This window comes from Flavobacterium sp. GSA192 (assembly GCF_006386525.1).
Lineage (GTDB): Bacteria > Bacteroidota > Bacteroidia > Flavobacteriales > Flavobacteriaceae > Flavobacterium > Flavobacterium commune.
Genome location: NZ_VAHC01000002.1, coordinates 325408 through 349605 on the forward strand (window position 1 = coordinate 325408; position 24198 = coordinate 349605).

Here is a 24198-nt window from a genome sequence, read left to right on the forward strand (position 1 = left end):
AATAATTGATTTTACTGTATCAATTCTATTTTCGAATTAATAATTCATTCTCAAAAAAAATCCCTAAAAAATGAAGTACAATTTAAAATATTTGTTCAGCTTAAGTATCGTTTTATTTAGTTGTTCAGCAATCCATGCCCAATATCCCGATATTCCAAAAGAAATTCAGGATAAAACCGATGCTGTTTTGGCACAGGAAGAAGCAAGATTAGCTAAAATTTGGGCTGATAATGTAAACGTTATCAAAGCAGAAACCTTGCAAGGTCGTCCCTATTTGCCTTGGGCATCTTACCCAAAAGATTTTGTTCATGCCAGCATTCCTGCTTTTCCGGGAGCCGAAGGCGGAGGCGCTTTTACTCCGGGTGGTCGAGGCGGAAAATTATTTGTAGTGACCAGCTTAGAAGACAGCGGTGCGGGAACTTTTAGAGAAGCCTGTGAAGCCGTTGGAGCCAGAACCATTGTTTTTAACGTTTCGGGAATTATCAAATTACAAAAACCAATTTCTCTTCGTGCGCCTTATGTTACCATTGCCGGACAAACTGCTCCCGGTGACGGAATATGTATTGCCGGAGAATCATTATTGATAGATACGCATGATGTGATTATCAGACACATGCGTTTTAGAAGAGGAGCTACAGAAGTAACCCGTAGAGATGATGCTTTGGGTGGAAATGTAATCGGGAATGTAATTATTGACCATTGTTCGATGAGTTGGGGATTAGACGAAAATATTTCATTGTACCGTCATCAATTTCAGGCTAATGAAAAATCAAAATTAGAAAAATTACCGGCTTGTAATATTACTATTCAGAACACTATTTCGTCAGAAGGTTTAGATACTTACAACCACGCTTTTGGAAGTACCATTGGAGGGCTAAACAGTACTTTTATGCGTAATCTTTGGGCTAATAATATTTCGAGAAACTGCTCTATCGGGATGTATGGCGATTTCAATTTTGTAAATAATGTGGTGTTTAACTGGTGGAATCGTTCATTAGATGGAGGCGATTATCGTTCGATGTTTAATATCATCAACAATTATTTCAAACCGGGACCTATTACACCAAAAGGGGAGCCGATTAGCTACCGCATCTTAAAACCGGAATCAGGTTATATGGTTCCAAAAACTTTTGGACGTGCTTACGTAAACGGAAATTATATAGACGGTGTTCCCGAAGTGACTAAAGACAACTGGAATGGTGGGGTGCAATTAGAGAATCTTTCTTTTGAAGAAGCCAAAGATAAATTGGCCTATATCAAACAAAACAAAGCATTCCCGATGCCACAAATTACCATTATGAGTGCTGAGGCGGCTTATGAATTTGTATTGAACAATGTTGGAGCTACTTTACCAAAGAGAGATGCAGTTGATGAACGAGTAATTAAACAAGTTCGCACAGGAACTATTGAGTACAAAGACGGCCTGGAAAACAGCATTGGAAAAGAATTTATCAAAAGAAGATTGCCGGCCGATTCTTATAAAAAAGGAATTATAACGCATCCGGATCAAGTGGGCGGTTATCCTAATTACAAAGGAAAAGCTTATAAAGATTCAGATAATGACGGTATTCCGGATGCCTGGGAGAAAAAATACGGTTTAAATCCTAAAGATGCTTCGGATGCTAATGGCGATTTGAATGGAGACGGCTACACTAATATTGAAAAATATATTAACGGAATTGATCCTAATCAAAAAGTAGATTGGACAAATCCTGCAAATAATAAAGAAACGCTAAATCAATCATTATTAAATTAATACGAAGCTTTATGTTGAAAAAAATCAATAAATTACAGCTGTTATTTTTAATGTGCATTTGTTACGATACAAATGCACAACAGCATGAAGTTACAGATTATATAACTGATATTAATGATCGAGCATTACATATTGTAGCTAAATTAGATGTAAATGAGTCTGATAAAAAAGAGATTCAAACAATTATCGTTAAGCAATATATTAATATTGAGAAAATCGAATTCAAAAGAGATTCTCAATTGGAAAAGCTAAAAAAAACAGTAATTGATCAGGAGGAACAGAAGTTAAAATCAGAAGAAGTTTGGGTAAAATATAAAGCTTCGATTAGTAAATTGCATGATGATTATTTGGATAAATTATCTAAAAAATTAAATGAATTGCAAATAGTTCAAGTCAAAGATGCCATGACTTATCAGGTGATGCCTAAAACCTACCATAATTTTCTGGACATGTTTCAGAATCTTAATGAGGAGCAAAAAAAGATGATTTACAATCATTTGGTTGAGGCAAGAGAAAATGCTATGAATGTGGGAACGCATAAATGGCAGTTTCAATGGTTTGCTAAATACAGAGGAAAAATAAATAATATCTTGGCTTCACAAGGAATTGAATTGCATCATACAAGTAAAGCTTGGGAAAAAAAGCAATTAGAGAAAAAAGAATCATCAAAATAGTTCTTTTTAAATCAAATATTAAAACCACTTCAACGTGAATTTTATAAAACTCAAATATAGAATACTATCAAAACAGGATGTGATTTTTATCTCCTGTTTTGTTTTGTTCTTTAGTTTCAACAGTAGTTTTGCGCAAAATAACTTTCCTACCATTATCAAAGATAAGGCTGGGAAAATAGTTAGAACTCAGGATAACTCAGGAAATCAAATACCTGATTTTTCATTTGCGGGTTATCGCGCAGCCCAATATGCAATTCCTACTATTGCTGTCAAAGCATTTGTACCAAATATTTCGGGAGATGCTACTGCAACTATTCAGGCAGCAATAGATTATGTGGCTACACTTAAAGTTGATGCCAATGGTTTTAGAGGAACAGTACTTTTAGACAAAGGAACTTATACCGTTTCGGGAATTATTAATATCAATGTAAGCGGAATTGTTTTAAGAGGAAGCGGAGCCGGAAACAACGGTACAATTATACTGGGAACCGGAACTAATAGAGAAGCAATTGTCAATATTTCGGGAACAGCTAATCGTGTTTTGAAAGATAAATTTCAACTGGCCGATGAATATACTCCTTTAGGGAGCACTACTATTGCATTAAAAAATGGTACGACTATTAAAAAAGGCGATCATATTTTGATTAATACTCCTATCAGTCAGCAGTGGATAGAAAGTCTTGGTATGACCGAATACGGGGCAGAAACGGGATGGATAGGTTGGAAAAAAGATGACTTTGTAATTCGTGCCGATAGGGAGGTAACTCAGGTACAGAATAACAAAATCACTATCGATGCTCCATTGACGAATGCTTTGAACGAAAAATTATCTCAATCGGAAGTGGTAGTTTACAATTGGTCAGGTAGAATTAATAGTATTGGAGTTGAAAATCTGACTTTAAAATCAGATTTTGACACTACAAATCCTAAAGACGAACAACACAGATGGCATGGTGTTTCGATACAAAATACCGAAGATGCTTGGGTTAGACAAGTGAACTTTGAGCAGTTTGCAGGTGGTGCAGTTTTGATATTAAAATCGGTTAAAAGAATCACCGTTGAAGATTGTATCTCTTTGAATCCAATTTCAGAAATTGCCGCTTTCAGAAGAAATACTTTTTATACCGAAGGCCAGCAAACCTTATTTCAACGTTGCTATTCTGAATATGGATATAATGATTTTGCTGTTGGTGGTTATGCTACGGCAGGGCCAAATGTCTTTTTACAATGTCAGTCTTATTTGCCTTATAGTTTTAGTGGTTCCATCGGGAGCTGGGCTACAGGAATGTTATTTGATGTAGTTTTAATTGACGGTAATGCCATCAGTTTTAAAAACAAAGAACAGGATGCCCGTGGATTGGGATGGAATGCTGCCAATAGTGTTATTTGGGAATCTTCGGCCTCTAAAATCGAAAATTACAGTCCGCCTACAGCCGATAACTGGGCTTTTGGAGTCTGGGCACAATGGGCTGGAAACGGTCATTGGACTGATGTTAATAATCATATTTCGCCTAGAAGTTTGTATTATGCTTTATTGGAACAACGCCTTGGGAAATTACCAATGCAGGCTCAAATTTTAGACTTAGGAACAGAACCTTCTTCAAGTCCTACAATTGAACAGGCAGCAATTTTAACTGCCGAATCCCGCAAGAAACAAACTACCCTGAAACAATGGATTGAGGAGGCTGCAACCAGAAATCCAATTGGAGTTGATTATTCGAAAGCAAAACAGTTTAGTGAAGTAAAGGCAGAAGCCAAATCAACAGAAGTTACTTCCAAAATCATGATTAAAAACGGGCTTTTAGTTACCAATAAAGGATTGCTTGCGGGCGAAACTATTGATGTTCCTTGGTGGAGAGGAAGTTTGCGTGAGTCGGACATAGCAAAAGCAAGACCGCATATTACGCGTTTTGTACCGGGGCATTATGGTGTGGGTTATACCGATAATTTATCCGAAACAGTTCAGTTTTTAGTGGATAATAACAAAGTGGCTTTGGATCATAATTATGGTTTATGGTACGAACAACGTATGGCCGACCACGAACGTATTCGCAGAATGGATGCCGATGTTTGGGCACCTTTTTACGAACAACCTTTTGACAGAACAGGACAAGGTACTGCCTGGGATCATTTGAGTAAATACGATTTGACAAGATTCAATACCTGGTATTGGGATCGTTTGAAAACTTTTGCTGATTTAGCTGCTCAACAAAATAAAATATTGATGAATCAACAGTATTTTCAGCATAATATTTTAGAAGCGGGAGCACATTGGTCAAGTTCTCCTTGGCGTCCGGCCAATAATATTAATAACACAGGGCTTCCTGAACCACCGCCTTATATGGGTGATAAAAGAATTTTTATTGCCGAACAATTCTATGATGTCAAAAATGAGAATATCAAGAAATTACATCAGGGCTTTATCGAAAAAAGCTTAGAAAACTTTAAGGATAATGCTAATGTGATTCAGTTTACAAGTGCCGAATATACAGGCCCATTGTCCTTCATGCAATTTTGGATAGACGTAACGGCTAATTACAAAAAAGCACATCAAAACCAATCTAAAATCGCTTTGAGTGCTACTAAAGATGTGCAGGATGCTGTTTTAAATGATGCCTCTAGATCTGCGGTAGTTGATGTAATCGATATTAGATATTGGTATTATAAAGAAGACGGAAGTTTGTATGCTCCTGAAGGCGGAAAAAACCTGGCGCCAAGGCAACACGCCCGACAGATGAAAGTGGGTAAAGAAACCGACGAACAAACCTACAGAGCGGTTCGTGAATACCGAGATAAATATGCCGATAAAGCGGTTATTTATAATACACCCGGAGCAAATAGATTTGGTTGGTCAGTGTTAATGGCAGGAGGTTCTTTGCCGGCAATTCCTGAGATTGCAGTTCCCGGTTTTTATGAGTCATTGGCAAACATGAAAACAGTCAAGGATGAGAATTACAACAGTGCTGTTTGGACTTTAAAAGACGATGGAAAAACTTATATTTTTTATCTGTTAAAAGCCAATAAAGCGACAGTTGATTTATCACAGTATAGCGGTACTTTTGAGGTATATTGGATTAATCCTGAAAAAGGAAATGTTATTTCTAAAGAAACAATTCAAGGAAAATCAGTACATACTTTGACAGTACCTGAAGGAAAAGAAACTAAAATAGTAGCATATATTAAAAAGAAATAAAAATGAAAATAATGATTTCTAAAAAGAAGATTGGTAAAATAATTACTCTTGCAGGATTGAGTTTTGCGAGTATTTGTTCTAATGCACAGAACACTGTAAAACCTTTACAAAACCTTCAAATCACTGCAAACAAACAGTATTTTCAAACAGAGGATGGAAAACCATTTTTCTGGTTAGGAGATACAGGCTGGCTGGCATTCAGTAAACTGGATAGAGGAGGAGTAAAAAAATATTTTGAAGATCGAAAAGCAAAAGGATTCAACGTTGTTCAGGTTATGGTATTGCATAATTTGAATGCTGTAAATGTGTATGGTGCTCAGGCATTAATGAATGATAATTTAACACATCAGATTACTTCACCTGGTAACGATCCAAATAATGCTTCTGAATATGATTATTGGGATCATGTAGATTATACTTTGGATGTAGCGCAACAAAACGGAATTTATGTTGCAATGGTTCCTGTTTGGGGTACAAATGTGAGTAAAAAAGACAGTAAGGTAACGAAAGATCAAGCTGAAAAATACGCTAAATTTTTAGCAGATAGATATAAAAAACGTACTAATGTAATTTGGTTAAACGGTGGTGATACTAAAGGAAATGAATTTCAAGACATTTGGAATGCCATTGGAACAACTTTAAAAACATCTAATCCAAATCAATTAGTAACTTTTCATCCATTTGGAAGAACAGATTCATCTGAGAATTTCCATAACGCCACTTGGTTAGATTTCAATATGTTTCAATCTGGACATAAAACGTATGCACAGGAAACAGATCCTACTGCTTTTAAAGAAGACAATTACAAATTTGTTTTAAGAGATTTAGAATTAAAACCTAAAAAACCAACGCTTGATGGAGAACCATCTTATGAAGGAATTCCTCATGGTTTACACGACACTTTACAGCCAAAATGGAATGCTAATGATGTACGTCGTTACGGATATTGGTCGGTACTTTCGGGAGCTGCAGGATATACATACGGACACAGTGCTGTAATGCAATTTTTCAGAAAAGGAGATAATCCGGCTTACGGGAATAAAGTACTTTGGAACGATGCAATAAATGATACTGGCGCCGGACAAATGATTTACATCAAAAAATTGATAGAGGAATTCCCTTTTACTGAAGGTGTTGCCGATACTTCGATAATTGCTAATCAGGGTACAAAATACGATTATTTACCAGCTATAAAAGGCAAAAAATATGCTTTGATTTATACTTACAACGGAAGAAAATTAGCCATAAATCTTGGTAAAATAGAAGGAAATAAAGTAACTGCAAGCTGGTACAACCCAAGAAACGGAGAAAAAACAAAGATTGGAACATTTGATAACAAAGGAAAAAAAGAATTCCAGCCTTCTGGGAAAAAAGAAGATGGAAATGACTGGGTACTAATTTTAGAATCAGTTTATACAAAAATATAATCTGCATAAATCTGTCGAATCTGCGCAAAACCAAAAGCAACAATTATGAAAATCAAACATATACTATTACTACTTTGTTTAATTGCTGGATTCAATTCCGCTTTCGCTAAAAATGAAGGATGGATTAATATCCTGAATGCTGGTGGAAACAACAAAGGAATCCTGTGTACAAAAGCAATTCAAGGTGCTATTGATAAAGCATCAACTAATGATGGAGGTGGAACTGTTTATTTTCCTGCCGGAAATTATTTAACAGGTGCTTTAAAATTAAAAAGCAACATCACAATTTATTTGGATGCCGGGGCAGTTTTAAAATTTTCTGAGAATTTTGATGATTACCTGCCTTATGTAGAAATGCGTTATGAAGGTATCATGATGAAAACTTTTTCGCCATTATTTTATGCTAAAGATGCCGAAAACATTAGCATCAAAGGAAGAGGAGTAATCGACGGACAGGGAAAAGTCTGGTGGAATGAAGTGTACCGAATTGAAACTGCCAAAGGACCAATTCCTTTAACAAAATGGCAAAAAATGTGGGACGAACAAAATCCTGCAATTGGTTATGAACCATATTATAAAAGAACCATGGATAAAAAGTTCTTCAGACCTTCTTTTTTCCAGGTGCTTAATTGCAAGAATATTTTAATAGAAGGAGTTACTTTTCAAAATTCTCCTTTTTGGACGATAAATCCGGAGTTTTGTGAGAACATAACCATTACTGGAATTACAATCAACAATCCGCATTCGCCTAATACCGACGGAATCAATCCTTCGTCTTGCAAAAATGTACACATTTCTAATTGTCACATTAGCGTAGGTGATGACTGTATTACCATTAAATCAGGAAGAGATGCCGACGGTAGAAAATATGGTGTAGCTACCGAGAATGTAACGATTACCAATTGTACTATGTTGAGCGGTCACGGTGGAGTTGTTATTGGAAGTGAAATGTCGGGTGGAATCAAAAAAATCACGATTTCAAATTGTGTTTTTGACGGTACCGACAGAGGAATCCGATTGAAATCGGCTCGTGGTCGTGGAGGAGTGGTTGAAGACATTCGTGTTGACAATATCGTGATGAAAAACATCAAAGAAAATGCTATTATCATGGATTTGTTTTATGATAAATCAAGTAAAGAAGAACCGGTTTCGGAGCGAACACCTATTTTTAGAAACATTCACATCAGTAATTTAACAGGAACTGATGTTAAAAAAGCCGGATCTATTGTTGGGATTTCTGAAATGCCGGTTCAAAATATTTCTTTTTCGAACATAAATATCCAGTCTGAAGACGGATTTACATTGAACACCACAGATAATGTTGAATTTCACGATGTAAAAGTTACCACTAAAATGGGGGCTTCTTTCGAAATCGAAAATTCGACTAATTTAATTTTAGACAATGTGGCTACAATGAAACCAATTGCCAATACTCCATTGATTAAATTGACGAATGTTTCAAATATGATGATTAATAATAATTTCCCAATGTTTGCTACCGATATTTTCTTAGAAGCCGATGGTGCTAAAACCAAAGGAATTTATTTAAAGAATAACGTTTTTAACAATGTGAAAAAAGTAGTAAACAAAGGAGCAGCATTAAACGCGGCAGCCATTGTTGAATAAAAGGATTAATTTGATGAAAAAAATTACAATAGCATTATTAGTATTAGTTGGTTTATCCAGTTGTGTTTCTAAAAAGAATGAAGCTTATTTGTTTACTTCTTTTAGAGAACCGGCTACTGATGGATTGTATTTGGCTTCCAGTGAAGACGGTTACCATTGGAAAGATTTGGGCGGGCCTTACTTAAAACCTGAAGCCGGAAAGAGTAAAATCATGAGAGATCCTTCCATTGTAAAAGGGAAAAATGATGTGTATCACATGGTTTGGACCACCGATTGGAAAGGCGGGGACGGTTTTGGTTATGCCAGTTCTAAGGATTTAATCCATTGGTCAGAGCAACAGTACATCCACGTGATGAAAAACGAACCAGAGGTTGTCAATGTCTGGGCTCCCGAAATTTTTTATGATGATGAACAGGATCGTTATATTATCATTTGGGCTTCTACTATTCCTTTCCGTTTTGCAAAAGGAGTGGAAGAAGAGAAAAACAATCATCGAATGTATTATGTAACGACTAAGGATTTCAAGACTTTTTCGGATACCAAATTGTTTTTTGAACCTGGTTTTTCGGTTATTGATTGTGTGTTGTTAAAACGTGCTAAAAACGATTATGTTTTGGTTTTAAAGGACAATACCCGACCGATGCGAAATATAAAAGTGGCTTTTGGAAAAACACCTCTGGGACCATTCGAAAATATTTCAAATCCCTTAACCGATTATTTGTCGGAAGGGCCTACAGTAGTGAATTTAGGCAAAGACTGGTTGATTTATTACGATAACTACGGAGCTAAAAATTACCAGGCCATTCGAACTGCTGATTTTAAAAATTTTGAAAACGTAAGTTCAAAAATTAAACTTCCGGAAGGTCATAAACACGGAACGATTACAACTATTTCAAAGAAAACTTTGAAAGCTTTAATTGAAAAGAAGTAAAATATAATGCCACAGATTAAAAGGATTAGAAATCTTTGAAATCCGTAAAATCTGTGGCAAAAATAAAATTAAAGAACAATGATTCTATTTCAAAATATAAAAAGCAATATTGCAACAGCAACAACAATTTTATTGACTTGTGGTGCAATTCATTCTGCAATTGCTCAAAATGATACCATAAAATATGTTGGTAAAACACTTTCCAATGTCGATTACCATCATGGACAATTGAGTCCGGCTGTGGGGGTTCACGCTACGCAAATTATGCGTGCCAGTCGTGAACATCCTGATAAAGCAGATGGTTTTGGTTGGACCTACAATCATCAGTCAATGATGGCGTATTGGAATAATACTTTTTATTTACATTATTTGAGTGATCCTTCGGGTGAGCACATTCCGCCGAGTCAGACTTTTTTGATGACTTCTAAAGATGGGGTCAACTGGACAAAACCTAAGGTGCTTTTCCCTATTTACCGCGTTCCTGACGGATTTAAAAAAACAGAGGTAGAAGGTGTGGCTAAAAATCTGGATGCCATTATGCACCAGCGTATGGGATTTTATGTTTCTTCGGATAACAGATTACTTTCTTTAGGTTATTACGGAGTGGCCATGGATAAAAAAGACGACCCTAATGACGGGAAAGGAATTGGTCGTGTGGTGAGGGAAATCTACAAAGACGGAACTTTTGGGCCAATTTATTTTATCAGATACAACAAAACTGGAAACCCGTTGCCAACGACCTTTCCGTTTTATAAAAAGAGTAAAGACAAAAAATTCATCAAAGCCTGCGATGAGTTACTTTCTAAACCTTTGTTAATGCAACAGTGGGTGGAAGAAGCCGACAGGGATGACGAATTAATTCCATTAAAAAAACAATACAAAGCTTTCAATTATTATCATTTGCCTAACGGAAATGTCGTGGGACTTTGGAAATTTGCTTTGACATCTTTAAGTAAAGACAATGGAAAAACCTGGGAATATACCCCTTTGCGTGCGCCTGGTTTTGTAAACAGCAATGCTAAAATCTGGGGACAAAAAACATCTGATAACCGTTATGCAACAGTATATAATCCTTCAGAATACCGTTGGCCATTGGCAATTTCTACCTCTGATGATGGTTTGAATTATAAAGATTTATTGTTGGTTCACGGCGAAATCAGTCCGATGCGTTATGGTGGAAACTACAAATCGGCAGGTCCACAGTATGTACGCGGAATTCTGGAAGGAAACGGAACGCCACCAGACGGTAAACTTTGGGTGAGTTACAGTGTGAACAAAGAAGATATTTGGGTAGCTTCAATTCCGGTTCCGGTAACCAGTGAGGTGAAAGAAAATGCCAACGATGTTTTCAATAATTTGCCAAATGGCGATGAATTAAAAATGTGGAATACTTACGATTTGGCATGGGCTTCTGCTAAAATAGAAAAGAAAGCTGACGGCCAAAAAGCACTGACTCTTCGCGATCAGGATGCTTTCGACTATTCCCGTGCCGAACGTGTGATTCCGTTTGCCCAAAAAATGGAAGCTACTTTTACCGTAGTTCCTGAACAAAATAATAATGGTCTTTTACAGGTTGAATTCCAAAATAGACAAGGACTTCCTGCTATTCGAATTGTATTTGATTCGGATGGGGAAATAAAAGTAAAACATGGAGCTCGTCATGGTGGAATTGGAAAATACGAAGCCGGAAAAGAATATAAGCTTACTGTGAAGTTAGATGTTACTTCTCGTTCTTATACGATTCAGGTGAACGACAGTAAAGAAACTTTTAAGATATTCTATGCTCCGGTTGATGGTATTTCACGCATTATGTTCCGCACAGGAGAGCAACGTTATACGCCAAATCCAGATACAGAACCGGATACACCGGATTTTGTTGATTTGCCTGATACGGGTAAATTAATCCCGGAAGCTGTGTTTAATATCAAATCTTTGGTTACGAAAAAATTATAGGACACAGATGAAACGGATTCGCTATCGCGAAGACGCAGATTAATACAGATTTTAAAAATCCGTTTTTATCCGCGCTTTTACAAAGTAAATCAGTGTCATCCGTGTGCTAATCTCAACAATAAGAAATGAAGAATTTAAAATCCATAGTATTTCTACTTTGTTTATTAGTGACTTTTAGTTCTAATGGACAAATTGCTGTTAGCCATTTAACATGCAATAGCGCTACAAATCCTTTGGCAATAAGTGCACAAACACCTGTTTTTAGTTGGCAATTAAGTTCTAAAGATTTCAATGTTTTGCAGACGGCTTATCAGTTATTGATAGCTTCGTCAAAAGAGAAATTAAATCGCAACGAAGGAGATGTTTGGGATAGCGGAAAAGTAGTTTCTGCTGCAAGTCAGGATGTGCGTTATAATGGTAAAGGCTTAAAAAGCGAAAGCAAGTATTTCTGGAAAGTAAGAGTTTGGTCGAATGAAAAGACAGTTTCTAATTGGAGTGTCGCAGCTTATTTCAGAACGCAGCCTTCGGATTTGAATCCAACTTGGATTGGTGCCATTACAAAGGCCGATAGTCATTTGCCGGAAGGCCGAAATTATCATGCTGTAACTTTCAAAAAAGAAAAGAAACAAGCCATTATTGATGCCAGCGATTCTTTGTCCCGAAGAAGTATTCAATTGCGTAAATCATTTGCTGTTTCGAAAAAAATAAAAGAAGCCGTGGTTTATGTTTCGGGATTGGGACATTATGAATTGACACTGAATGGAAAAAAAGTAGGTAATAGTGTGTTTGCACCTTTGTGGACGGATTATGACAAAACAGTTTATTACAATACCTATGAAATCAATGCGAACGAATTGCTGAAAGGCGAGAACGTAATCGGGGTTTTATTGGGTAACGGAATGTACAATATGCTTGCCGAAAGGTATGCGAAATTCTTCGTGAGTTTTGGCCCGCCAACCTTGTTTTTGAAGATGAAAGTAGTCTACGAAGACGGTTCGGAACAAATTATAAAAACCGATAAAAGTTGGAAATATTCAAAAAGTCCAATTACGTTCAACAGTATTTTTGGAGGCGAAGATTATAATGCCAATCTGGAGCAGAAAGGCTGGAATACGGCTGGTTTTAATGATAATAATTGGAAATCAGTTGTTGTTCAGGAAGCGCCAAAAGGGTTTTTAAGAGCCCAACAAACCACTCCTATACAGATTGAAGAACAATTTGGCGTTAAAGCCGTAACGGAACCAAAAGCTGGAGTTCGTGTTTTTAATATGGGACAAAATTTATCCGGTTTTCCAACGATAAAAGTAAAAGGAAAAAAAGGACAAAAAGTACGCATTTGGGTTGGTGAAGGATTGAATGACGACGGAACCGTTGGTCAGGGAAGGTCAGGAAAAACGTATTATTTTGATTATACTTTAAATGGGGAAGGCGTAGAAGAATGGCAGCCAAGATTTAGCTATTATGGCTACCAATACATGCAAATTGAAGGTGTGAATTACAAAGAAACAAAGGATTTTTCACTGCCAACAATTGTAGATTTAAAATCTAATTTTATTTATAATTCGGCTGGAACAGCAGGAAGTTTTACTTCTTCGAATGAAATTTTTAATAAAACGCATGAGCTGATTAATAATGCCATTAAAAGTAATTTTCAAAGTGTATTGACCGATTGTCCGCACAGAGAAAAACTGGGTTGGCTTGAAGAATCACATCTAAACGGTCCCGGATTAATTTACAATTACAATCTGAAAAATTATATTCCGTCCATCATGCAAAACATTGCCGATGCACAGCGTGAAAACGGCATGATTCCTACTATTGCGCCGGAATATGTGATTTTTGGTGGCGATTTTACCGATTCGCCTGAATGGGGTGTGGCAGGTGTAATTTTGCCTTGGATGTATTATGAATATTATGGCGATGATTCTTTGTTGAAAGAATATTATCCTGTAATGAAAAAATATGTGGATTACCTGACTTCAAAGGCAGACAAAGGCATTGTTTCTTATGGCTTGGGCGATTGGTATGACTACGGAGAACATGCGGCGGGTTATTCTAAAAACAGTCCGATAGCACTTTCCGCTACATCACATTATTATTTTGGAGTCGATTTGCTGGCTAAGGCTGCGAAGCTATTAAATAAGAAAGAAGATGCAGTTACTTATGAAAATTTAGCAATAAGTGTAAAAAAATCATTTAATGGCAAGTTCTTTGATACAAAGACGAAACAATATGGCACAGGAAGTCAGTTTAGCAATGCCGTTCCGTTGTTTTTAAACATGGTTGCTCCGGAAGATAAGCAGGCTGTTTTAGACAATTTGGTTAACGACATTAAAGCTAGAAATTATCGATTGACCACCGGAGATGTGGGGAATCGTTATTTATTTCAGGTTTTGGCCGATAATGGGCTGAATGAGGTAATGTACAAAATGCACAATCATTATGATGCTCCGGGTTATGGTTTCCAAATTAAATTTGGCTTGACCACCTTAACGGAGCAATGGGATCCGAGAAAAGGAAATTCATGGAACCATTTTATGATGGGGCAAATTGAGGAATGGTTTTATGAAAGTTTAGTAGGGATTGTTCCTGATGAAACGAATCCAGGATTCAAACATTTCTTCCTGCAACCGGAAATTGTAGGTGATATGACTTTTGTAAAAGGAAGTTACAATTCGGTTTTTGGGGAAATTGCATCGGAGTGGGAGAAAAAAGAGGGTAAAGTATCTTTTAAATTTACGATTCCTGCTAATACCACGGCAACAGTAAAATTGCCGGTAAAAAAGAATGCACTTATCAAAGTAAATGGTAAAATACTAAGCGATTCTAAAAATGTTCTAAAAGTTTTAGCCAATGAAGAAAAAGCTTCATTTGTTTTAGGTTCAGGAATGTATGTTGTAGAATGTGCTTTGTAAATGAAAATAAAATGATAAATTTAAGGATGAAAAGGAATAAAATGAAGAAGTTGTTTATTGTGGTATTGCTATTTTTGTTGCTGCCAAAGGTAGAAGCACAAACATCGGATGATAATTATAAAGAACCGATAGTAAAGGCCATCAAAACAATAGAATCCATTTTTAAAATAACCATCATCGACAAAGATGGTTTGCTAAAAGGCAAGGAACTGGATTATGCCGAATGGAGAATTCGACAAGGCAATCTAGACGTTTCATTGACAGCCATTTTAGCGCCATTTGATCTTACTTTTTTTAAAGAAAACGATTCAACTTATGCTATTCGAAAATTTGAATATGCCAGAAGATCGGCTACTATTGGAAAAGAACGTTTAGAATTTTTGGCTGATTTGTATCCTAATTTAAAAGCTTGGGAAACCAGAAAAGCCGATTTAAAACAATGCATCATTAGTTCCATTGGTTTAGACAAAGCACCGCCGATGCCAAAGGCAAAGCCAATTTTAACCCCAAAAAGAATCTATAAAGATTACAGTGTGGAGAATATTGGTTTAGAAATTATTCCGGGTGTTTATGTAACAGGTTCTATTTATAAACCCTATCCTTTAAAAGGAAAAGTGCCGGTGGTAATTACGCCAAATGGGCATTTTGGTGATGGAAGATATAGAAAAGACCAGCAATTGCGTTGCGCTATTTTGGCAAAAATGGGAGCAGTTGTAGTAGATTTTGACTTGTTTGCCTGGGGCGAATCTACTTTACAATTTGAATCGACTTTGCATAGAAATAGTATTGCTCAAACCATTCAGGTTTTAAGTGCAGAACGATTGTTAGATTATTTGGCAACACAAAAATATGCCGACATGAACCGGGTAGGAGCTACAGGTGGTTCAGGAGGTGGTTCTCAAACGATGTTTTTAGCAGCGATTGATGACAGAATTAAAGTTTCAGTTACTGTGGTTATGACTTCGTCTCATTTTACAGGCGGTTGTCCTTGCGAAAGTGGTCGCGGTTTACACCTTTGTGGAAACGGAACTAACAATGCTGAAATTGCAGCCATGGCAGCTCCAAAACCACAGTTGATTGTTTCCGATGGTGGCGATTGGACGGCTACAGTGCCGGAATTAGAATTTCCATTTATTCAAAAAACCTATGGTATGTATGGAAAACAAAGTTTGGTTGAAAATGTACATTTTCCTAAAGAAGGACATAATTATGGAGAGTCAAAACGCATGGCGATGTATCCTTTTATGGCAAAATATTTAGGTTTGGATATTAGCAAAGTAAAAAACAGCAAAGGCGAAATAGATGAATCGACTTGCGTAATTGAACCAACAGAAAAGTTATTGGTTTTTGGTACTAAAGGCGAAAAGTTACCGGCAAATGCTTTAAAAGATATTAATGAATTGTATGCCCTTTTTGGCGAAAAAAACGAAAAAGTATATGAAGTTAAGAAATAATATAGCGAAAATAATATTTGTATTATCGGCTTTTGTGGTAACGTTTACATTTCAGGCGCAATCAAAATCCGATTTAAAATTGTGGTACAATAAACCCGCAGCTATCTGGAACGAAGCCTTGCCTTTGGGTAATGGTCGTTTAGGAGCGATGGTTTTTGGAGATCCGTCAATTGAAAGATTACAATTAAACGAAGAAACTATTTGGGCTGGTTCGCCAAATACTAATGCGCATTCAAAATCATTGGAAGCTTTGCCGGTTGTTAGAAAATTAGTTTTCGAAGGCAAATTCAAAGAAGCTCAGGATTTAGCCACACGCGATATTATGTCGCAAACCAATGACGGAATGCCATACCAGACTTTTGGAGGCGTTTATATTTCGTTTAACGGACATAATGATTACAAAAACTATTATAGAGATTTAGATATTTCTAATGCCACTGCTTCGGTACAATACGAAGTAGATGGTGTGACTTACAAGAGAGAAGTCTTGACTTCTTTTTCTGATCAGGTGATTGCAGTGAAATTATCGGCAAGTAAAGCTGGAAAAATCACTTGTAATGTAATGATGAACAGCCCGATTGATAAAACAGTTTCTTTTTCAGACAGCAACGAGATTGTAATGACAGGAACGGGAACTAATTTTGAAGGAGTAAAAGGAAAAGTGAAATTTGAAGGGCGTTTGGCAGTTCAAAATAAAGGCGGAAAAGTAACTTCTAAAAATGGTGTTGTAAGCATTAATGGTGCCGATGAAGCGACTTTGTACATTTCGATTGCGACCAATTTTGTGGACTATAAAACTTTGGATGAAGATCAAACTCCAAAATGTAAAAAATATTTAGCAGTGGCTTTGCCAAAAGATTTCGAAACCATTAAAAAGAATCATGTAGCTTTTTATCAAAAGTACTTCGATCGTGTGAGTTTAGATTTAGGTTCAAATGCTAATGCAAAGAAACCTACAGACGAACGTATTCGTGATTTTAAGAATCAATTTGATCCGCAACTGGCAGCGCTGTATTTTCAGTTTGGACGTTATTTGTTGATTTCTTCTTCGCAACCGGGTGGTCAGCCGGCTAATTTACAGGGGATTTGGAACGATATGGTTTCTCCGCCTTGGGATAGTAAATACACCATGAATATCAATGCAGAGATGAATTATTGGCCGTCTGAGGTTACCAATCTTTCTGAAATGCACGAGCCGTTTATCCAAATGGCAAAAGAATTGAGTGTTACCGGTGCCGAAACAGCAAAAACAATGTATAATGCCCGCGGTTGGGTCTTGCATCATAATACCGATATTTGGCGCGTAACCGCTCCGGTAGATCAGGCAGCTTCAGGAATGTGGCCAACAGGTGGCGCCTGGGTTTGTCAGGATTTGTGGGAACGTTATTTGTACACCGGTGATAAAAAATATTTAAACGAAATTTATCCGGTGATGAAAGGAGCGGCTCAGTTCTTTTTAGATTTTATGATTCAAGATCCAAATACAGGTTATTTGGTGGTAGTGCCTTCTTCTTCGCCTGAGAATGTTCATGCCGGTGAGGATGGAAAATCGACCATTGCTTCGGGAACAACTATGGATAATCAGTTGGTTTTTGATTTATTTACTAATGTGATGAAAGCTTCAGCTTTGGTTTCTCCAGATGCAGCTTTTACTAAAAAATTGAAGGAAGCTTTGGCTAAAATGCCTCCAATGAAAGTGGGAAAACACAATCAGTTACAGGAATGGCAGGAAGATTGGGACAATCCAAAAGACAATCACCGTCATGTTTCGCATTTATACGGTTTGTTTCCGAGTAATCAAATTTCACCAATTAAAACACCTGAATTATTTGAAGCGGCTAAACAATCCTTGATTTACAGAACAGATGAATCGACAGGATGGTCTATGGGTTGGAAAGTTAATTTATGGGCTCGTTTACTAGACGGAAATCACGCTTATAAATTAATTCAGGACCAATTGCATTTGGTAACCGCTGACCAACGCAAAGGTGGAGGAACTTACCCAAATATGCTTGACGCCCATCAGCCATTTCAGATTGACGGTAACTTTGGATGTACTGCCGGAATTGCCGAAATGCTGATGCAATCTCAGGAAGATGCGATTCATTTATTACCGGCCTTGCCAACGGTTTGGAAAGAAGGAAGCATCAAAGGTTTGGTAACCCGAGGCGGATTTGTAATTGATATGACCTGGAAAAACAATAAAGTTTCGATTTTGAAAGTGTATTCAAAATTAGGAGGAAACTGCCGATTGAAATTGGAAAATACATTAAAAGCAGAAAAAGGAATTGCGTTTAAAAAAGCAAAAGGTAAAAACCCGAATCCGTTGTTTTATGAGGTTGAAGTAAAGAAACCAATCATTTCTAAAGAAGCAAAATTGCCTAAAGTGCAATTGCCAAAGTATAATGAATATGATGTGGAAATGAAAGCTGGGCAGACTTATACTTTTTATGGGAATTAATGGTCATTGCGAGGAACGAAGCAATCTCATAACGTGAGCAACAGATGTGATTGCTTCGTTCCTCGCAATGACAAACGGAAAACTAAATAAAATAATTAGAACAATGTTACACCAATTTAAATACAAGATAATAGCTTTCGTAATAATGATTGCAGCTTTCAGTAGTTGTAAGTCAGGAGCGGCACATTCTAAAAAAGGAACGGCAGTTATTTTAAAAGCGGATAATTACAAGCATTATGTTGATTATTTCAACATCATGGAAGAGGAGAATCTGAAATTTGCGATTCCGAATGATAGTGCGTGGGCGTGGATGGAAAAAAATATTCCGTTGTTTGAATGTCCGCAACAGAATTTTGAGGAAATTTATTATTATCGTTGGTGGACAGCTCGAAAACACATCAAGAAAACGCCACTTGGTTTCGGAATTACGGAGTTTTTGGTAGATCGTTCGTATGCTGATAAATACAATTTGATTGCTTGTGCGGTTGGGCATCATATCAATGAATTTCGTTGGGTGCACAATCCGCAGTACATTGAGCAGGATGTGAAAATTTGGTACCGTGGCAATGAAGGAAAACCTATGAACAAATTGTATAAATTCAGCAGTTGGACAGCTGATGCTTTGTACAATCGTTATTTGGTGAATAAGGATGAAAAATTCTTATTGGATATGTACCCAGATATGGTGACTGATTATGCGGTTTGGGAAAAAGACCGTCAGCGTAAAGATGGTTTGTTTTGGCAACATGACGTAAAGGACGGAATGGAAGAGTCGTTGAGTGGCGGGCGAAAAGTGCAAAATGCAAGACCGACGATTAACAGTTATATGTATGGAAATGCAATTGCGATTGCTAAAATGGCATCTATGAAAGGCGACAAGGAAGTGGAAGCGAAGTTTAAAGCCAAAGCTGATGTCCTGAAACAATTGATAGAAACCAAATTATGGAATTCGAAAAGTGAATTTTTTGAAACTTTTACCGAGAAAGATACTTTAGCGCAGGTTCGCGAAGCCATCGGATTTATTCCGTGGTATTTTAATTTGCCACAAAAAGACAAAGGTTTTGAAAAAGCATGGGAACAGATTAAGGATGAAAAAGGGTTTTCGGCGCCTTTTGGTTTGACAACTGCCGAGCGAAGAAGTCCGCGTTTTAGAACTCACGGAACTGGAACCTGCGAATGGGACGGTGCGATTTGGCCTTTTGCGACAGCGCAAACCTTAACCGCTTTGGCGAATGTTCTGAATAATTACAATCAGAATTTCGTTGCCAAAACCGATTATTTTAAACAGATGAATCTGTATGTCGAATCACAATACTATCGTGGCAGACCTTATATTGGAGAATATCTGGATGAAACGACAGGTTATTGGCTGATGGGTGACAGGGAAAGAAGCCGTTATTACAATCACTCGACTTTTAACGATTTGATGATTACCGGATTGGTTGGTTTACGTCCAAGAGCGGATGAAAAAATTGAAGTGAATCCGTTGATTCCACAAGATAAGTGGGATTGGTTTTGTTTGGATAATGTTTTGTATCACGGGAATATCATAACGATTCTTTGGGATAAAACAGGGGAGAAATATGGTAAAGGAAAAGGTTTCAGAATTTTTAAAAACGGTAAGGAAATTGCGGTTTCTGAAAAATTGCAGCGAGTGATTTCGGAATAGAGTTTTGAATGCTTCGGAGAAGCATAATATTTATAGCAAAATACGTCCGAATGATAAAAAGCTCCAGCGGAGCGATACATATAAAAAATTATGTCGCCTAGCTGGGGCTTAATGAACTTTACTATTATAAAATCTATAAATATATCGTCCCTTTGGGATTTTACATTGGTTAAAATAACATTATGAAAAAGTTTTTTTTACATCTTACATTAATCATTACACTTTTGACTTATTCGGCGCAAGCCCAAAATAAAATCAGCGTAACCAATCTGCAGTGCGAAATGCTGAACAATCCGGAAGGGATTGATGTTTTAAAACCTCGTTTGAGCTGGCAGATAAAGTCGGATGTAAACGATGTAAAGCAAACGGCCTATCAAATTCTTGTGGCTTCGACTTTAGAAAACCTGAATGCAAACCAAGCCGATTTGTGGGATAGTGGAAAAGTAACAAGCGATAATTCGGTTAATGTTGTTTACAACGGGAAAAAGCTGGGAGACCGACAAAATGCGTTTTGGAAAGTAATTGCTTTTACCAATAAAGGCGAAATAAAATCTACAGATAAGGCTCATTTTAGTATTGGGATTTTAACTTATGCCGACTGGAAATCGACTCGCTGGATTGGCTATGAAAAATTATCGAAAGATGATAGCGTTTCTCAATATTCGAGATTGTCTGCGCGTTATTTGCGAAAAGAAATTGATGTAAAAAAACAAGTCAAATCTGCCAAGGTTTACATTATGGGAATGGGCTTGTATGAGTTGTACATTAACGGAAATAAAATTGGTGATCAGGTTTTGGCTCCGGTTCCAACGGATTATACTAAAAACGTAAAATACAATGTTTTTGATGTGACTTCGCAACTAAAAGAAGGCAAAAATATGCTGGGAACCATTTTAGGGAACGGACGGTTTTTTGCGATGCGTCAGGATTACAAACCTTATAAAATTAAGTCATTTGGTTTCCCAAAATTAGCTTTGCAATTGTTTGTCGAATATACTGATGGAACTAATGAAGTTATTCGAACAGACGATACCTGGAAACTAACTACGGACGGACCGATTTTATCCAACAACGAATATGACGGTGAAGAATTCGATGCCCGCAAGGAAATGAAAGGTTGGAACACTACCAATTTTGATGATAAAAACTGGGTGAATGCCAGATATGTTCAGGAACCGGGTGGTTTTTACGAAGCACAGATGACGCCGAATATGAAAATAATGCGTGAATTGAAACCGATTTCGATTAAGGTTACTGCCAAAGGTACTTACATTTTGGATATGGGTCAGAATATGGTGGGCTGGTTGCAACTGAAAGTGAAAGGAAAAAGTGGTGACAAAATCACAATGAAATTTGCGGAGTCTTTACAAGCAGATGGTTCGCTATATATTGCCAATTTGCGTGATGCTAAAACTACTGATGTTTATACTTTGAAAGGTGAAGGCGAAGAAATCTGGGAACCTCGTTTTATATTTCACGGTTTTCGATTTGTCGAAATTTCGGGTTTTCTGACTAAACCAACATTGGACAATTTCATTGGAAAAGTGGTGTATGACGATATGAAAACAACGGGAGCATTCGAATCTTCGGATGCGACGATGAATCAGATTTTCAAAAATGCCTGGTGGGGAATCAGCGGAAATTACAAAGGAATGCCAATCGATTGTCCACAGCGAAACGAGCGTCAGCCTTGGTTGGGAGACCGAACAACGGGTGCTTATGGCGAAAGTTTTTTATTCAATAACCAGACTTTGTATGCTAAATGGCTGGATGATATTAAATATTCACAAACTCAGGATGGAGGATTGCCAGATGTGGCACCAGCTTTTTGGCGTTATTATGGTGATAATGTAACCTGGCCAGGAACCTATATCACGGTTGCAGATATGTTGTATCATCAATTTGGCGATGCAGAAGTCATTAAAAAACAATATCCGTCCATGAAAAAGTGGATGCTGTATATGGAAGAAAATTATCTGCAAAATGATTTAATGAACAAGGATAAATACGGTGACTGGTGCGTGCCACCGGAATCATTGGAATTAATTCGTTCCAAAGATCCTGCCCGTTTAACGGATGGCGAATTGATTTCGAGTGCGTTTTATTATCAGCTTTTGGGCATAATGAAAAAATTTGCTAAAATCGCAAAAGCTGATGCTGATATTGCTCATTATGGTGATTTAGAAACAAGAATTAAAAAAGCATTCAACGCTAAGTTTTTTAATGTTGACAAAAATACTTACGCTAATAATACGGTTACAGCTAATCTCTTGCCTTTGGCTTTCGGGATTGTTCCGGAAAATGAAAAAGACAAGGTTTTCCAAAACATGGCTCACGAAGTTGAGGTGACTAAGCAAGGACATATCAGCACGGGAGTTATTGGAACACAATTTTTGATGCGAACTTTGACAAACTTTGGAAGAGGGGATTTAGCTTTCAAACTGGCTTCTAATAAAACCTATCCAAGTTGGGGCTTTATGGTCGAAAACGGAGCGACTACCATTTGGGAATTATGGAACGGAAATACTGCTGACCCATCCATGAATTCACAAAACCACGTGATGCTTTTGGGCGATTTATTGATTTGGTATTACGAAAATATGGCGGGAATCAAGAGCAATTCTGAAACTCCGGGTTTCAAACAAATCATTATGAAACCAGATTTCAATGCAGGATTGACTTTTGTAAATGCTTCTTACGAATCCATTTACGGACTGATTAAAAGCGATTGGAAGAAAAACAAAAACACTTTAGAATGGAAAATTACCATTCCGGCCAATTCATCGGCGTTAGTTTATTTGCCAACAACGAATGCTTCTGATGTAAAAGTGAATAAACAAAAGGTGGATGAAAATTCTAAAATAGAAAAGAATAAAATGGTTCTTGAATTGCCTTCGGGAACTTATCAAATAAATGTAAATAATATAAAACAATGATAATGAAAACCTTAAAAACAAGCCTTCTCGTTTTAACCGTAATACTTTTTGCAAGTTGTAAATCGGCTTTGGAAAAAAAGACCTGGAAAGAGGGGATTTTAGTAGATCAGTTTATATATGATAAAGCACCTTATCCTTCTTGCCATGCCGTAACCATTGTGGAAGCCACTAATGGAGATTTAGTTTCGTCTTGGTTTGGCGGTACACATGAAAGACATCCTGATGTTTGTATTTACGTAGCTATAAAACCTAAGGGAAGTGATAAGTGGAATGAAGGTGTTAAAGTTGCCGATGGAGTAATGTCTGATGGAACAAGATTTCCAACCTGGAATCCTGTTTTGTACCAAATTCCGGGAGGTGATTTGATGTTGTTTTATAAAATAGGACCAAAGCCATCTGAATGGTGGGGAGTTTACAGAACTTCTTCTGACGGAGGAAAAACCTGGTCTGATAAAATTGATATGCCGAGTAAAGATTTTCTTGGACCCATCAAAAACAAACCAGTTTTGTTGAGTAACGGAACATTATTATTGCCTTCAAGCACCGAAGGAAATGGCTGGCATTTGCGTATGGAATCAACTCCTGATTTTGGAAAAACATGGGTAATGGGAGATACCATTTCAAGAGGAAAGCAAAAAATCAATGCCATTCAGCCAAGTATTTTGTTTCATAAAGATGGAAGCATTCAGGCAATTGGAAGAACTAAAAACAGAGCTATCTTCAGTACTTTTTCTAAAGATAATGGAAAAACCTGGTCGGATGTAGAGTTAATAGGTTTGCCAAATAACAACTCAGGAACCGATGCTGTGACTTTGAAAAACGGAAAACACCTGTTGGTTTACAACCACGTTTTGCCTCCGGGAACAGAAGCTAAAGGACCTAGAACACCGTTGAATGTTTCTATTTCTGATGATGGAATCAACTGGAAAGCAGCATTGGTTTTAGAAGATTCGAATATTAGTCAATATTCCTATCCTTCGATGATACAGAGTAAAGACGGAATGGTGCATATTGTTTACACCTGGAGACGTCAAAAATTGAAATACGTAAAAGTAGATCCTAAAAAATTAAAAGCTTTACCAATTAACAATGGTATTTGGCCTGGAGAAGAAAATAAAGTGGTCAAAGCTGTTAAAGCGGAAGAAGAATAAAAATCAAAAATTTAACCATTAAGATAGTAAGTTTCATTGAGGATTCATCTTA

General features: G+C 37.0%; 13 protein-coding genes. All 13 read left to right on the plus strand.

The window, feature by feature from the left end:
• Positions 1–70: 70 nt before the first annotated feature.
• The 13 genes from FDM27_RS05480 to FDM27_RS05540 all read left to right on the plus strand — a co-directional run bounded on the left by FDM27_RS05480 (position 71) and on the right by FDM27_RS05540 (position 24146).
• Positions 71–1756 (plus strand): thrombospondin type 3 repeat-containing protein, encoded by a 1686-nt coding sequence (locus FDM27_RS05480; RefSeq protein ID WP_140485515.1) that lies wholly within the window; start codon positions 71–73, stop codon positions 1754–1756.
• Between the two features lie 11 nt (positions 1757–1767).
• Positions 1768–2430 (plus strand): DUF3826 domain-containing protein, encoded by a 663-nt coding sequence (locus FDM27_RS05485; protein WP_140485516.1) that lies wholly within the window; start codon positions 1768–1770, stop codon positions 2428–2430.
• A 34-nt stretch (positions 2431–2464) separates the two neighbouring features.
• Positions 2465–5623, plus strand: a complete 3159-nt coding sequence (locus FDM27_RS05490; protein ID WP_140485517.1) for a DUF6298 domain-containing protein — start codon at positions 2465–2467, stop codon at positions 5621–5623.
• A 2-nt stretch (positions 5624–5625) separates the two neighbouring features.
• Positions 5626–7050 carry a glycoside hydrolase family 140 protein gene (locus tag FDM27_RS05495; RefSeq protein ID WP_255510485.1) on the plus strand — a complete coding sequence of 475 codons (1425 nt, stop codon included), beginning with the start codon at positions 5626–5628 and terminating at the stop codon, positions 7048–7050.
• A gap of 45 nt (positions 7051–7095) precedes the next feature.
• Complete coding sequence (locus FDM27_RS05500; RefSeq protein ID WP_140485518.1) at positions 7096–8676, plus strand: glycoside hydrolase family 28 protein; 1581 nt, start codon at positions 7096–7098, stop codon at positions 8674–8676.
• A gap of 13 nt (positions 8677–8689) precedes the next feature.
• Positions 8690–9607 carry a glycoside hydrolase family 43 protein gene (locus tag FDM27_RS05505; RefSeq protein WP_140485519.1) on the plus strand — a complete coding sequence of 306 codons (918 nt, stop codon included), beginning with the start codon at positions 8690–8692 and terminating at the stop codon, positions 9605–9607.
• A gap of 78 nt (positions 9608–9685) precedes the next feature.
• The gene (locus tag FDM27_RS05510) at positions 9686–11560 is read left to right on the plus strand and encodes a six-hairpin glycosidase (protein WP_140485520.1); all 1875 of its coding nucleotides are present in this window, start codon (positions 9686–9688) and stop codon (positions 11558–11560) included.
• Positions 11561–11685: 125 nt separating this feature from the next.
• Positions 11686–14475, plus strand: coding sequence for a family 78 glycoside hydrolase catalytic domain (locus FDM27_RS05515; RefSeq protein ID WP_140485521.1), 2790 nt, complete (start codon positions 11686–11688; stop codon positions 14473–14475).
• Between the two features lie 26 nt (positions 14476–14501).
• A complete protein-coding gene (locus tag FDM27_RS05520) occupies positions 14502–15929 on the plus strand; it encodes an alpha/beta hydrolase family protein (protein ID WP_255510486.1) in 1428 nt (475 codons plus the stop codon).
• Positions 15913–18390: a glycosyl hydrolase family 95 catalytic domain-containing protein gene (locus tag FDM27_RS05525; RefSeq protein ID WP_140485522.1), complete on the plus strand. Its 2478-nt coding sequence runs from the start codon at positions 15913–15915 to the stop codon at positions 18388–18390. The genes FDM27_RS05520 and FDM27_RS05525 overlap by 17 nt, the downstream gene beginning before the upstream one ends.
• Positions 18391–18493: 103 nt before the next feature.
• Positions 18494–20059 carry an MGH1-like glycoside hydrolase domain-containing protein gene (locus tag FDM27_RS05530; RefSeq protein WP_140485523.1) on the plus strand — a complete coding sequence of 522 codons (1566 nt, stop codon included), beginning with the start codon at positions 18494–18496 and terminating at the stop codon, positions 20057–20059.
• A gap of 182 nt (positions 20060–20241) precedes the next feature.
• Positions 20242–22995: a glycoside hydrolase family 78 protein gene (locus FDM27_RS05535; RefSeq protein WP_140485524.1), complete on the plus strand. Its 2754-nt coding sequence runs from the start codon at positions 20242–20244 to the stop codon at positions 22993–22995.
• Positions 22996–22997: 2 nt separating this feature from the next.
• Positions 22998–24146: a sialidase family protein gene (locus FDM27_RS05540; RefSeq protein WP_140485525.1), complete on the plus strand. Its 1149-nt coding sequence runs from the start codon at positions 22998–23000 to the stop codon at positions 24144–24146.
• Positions 24147–24198 lie beyond the last annotated feature (52 nt).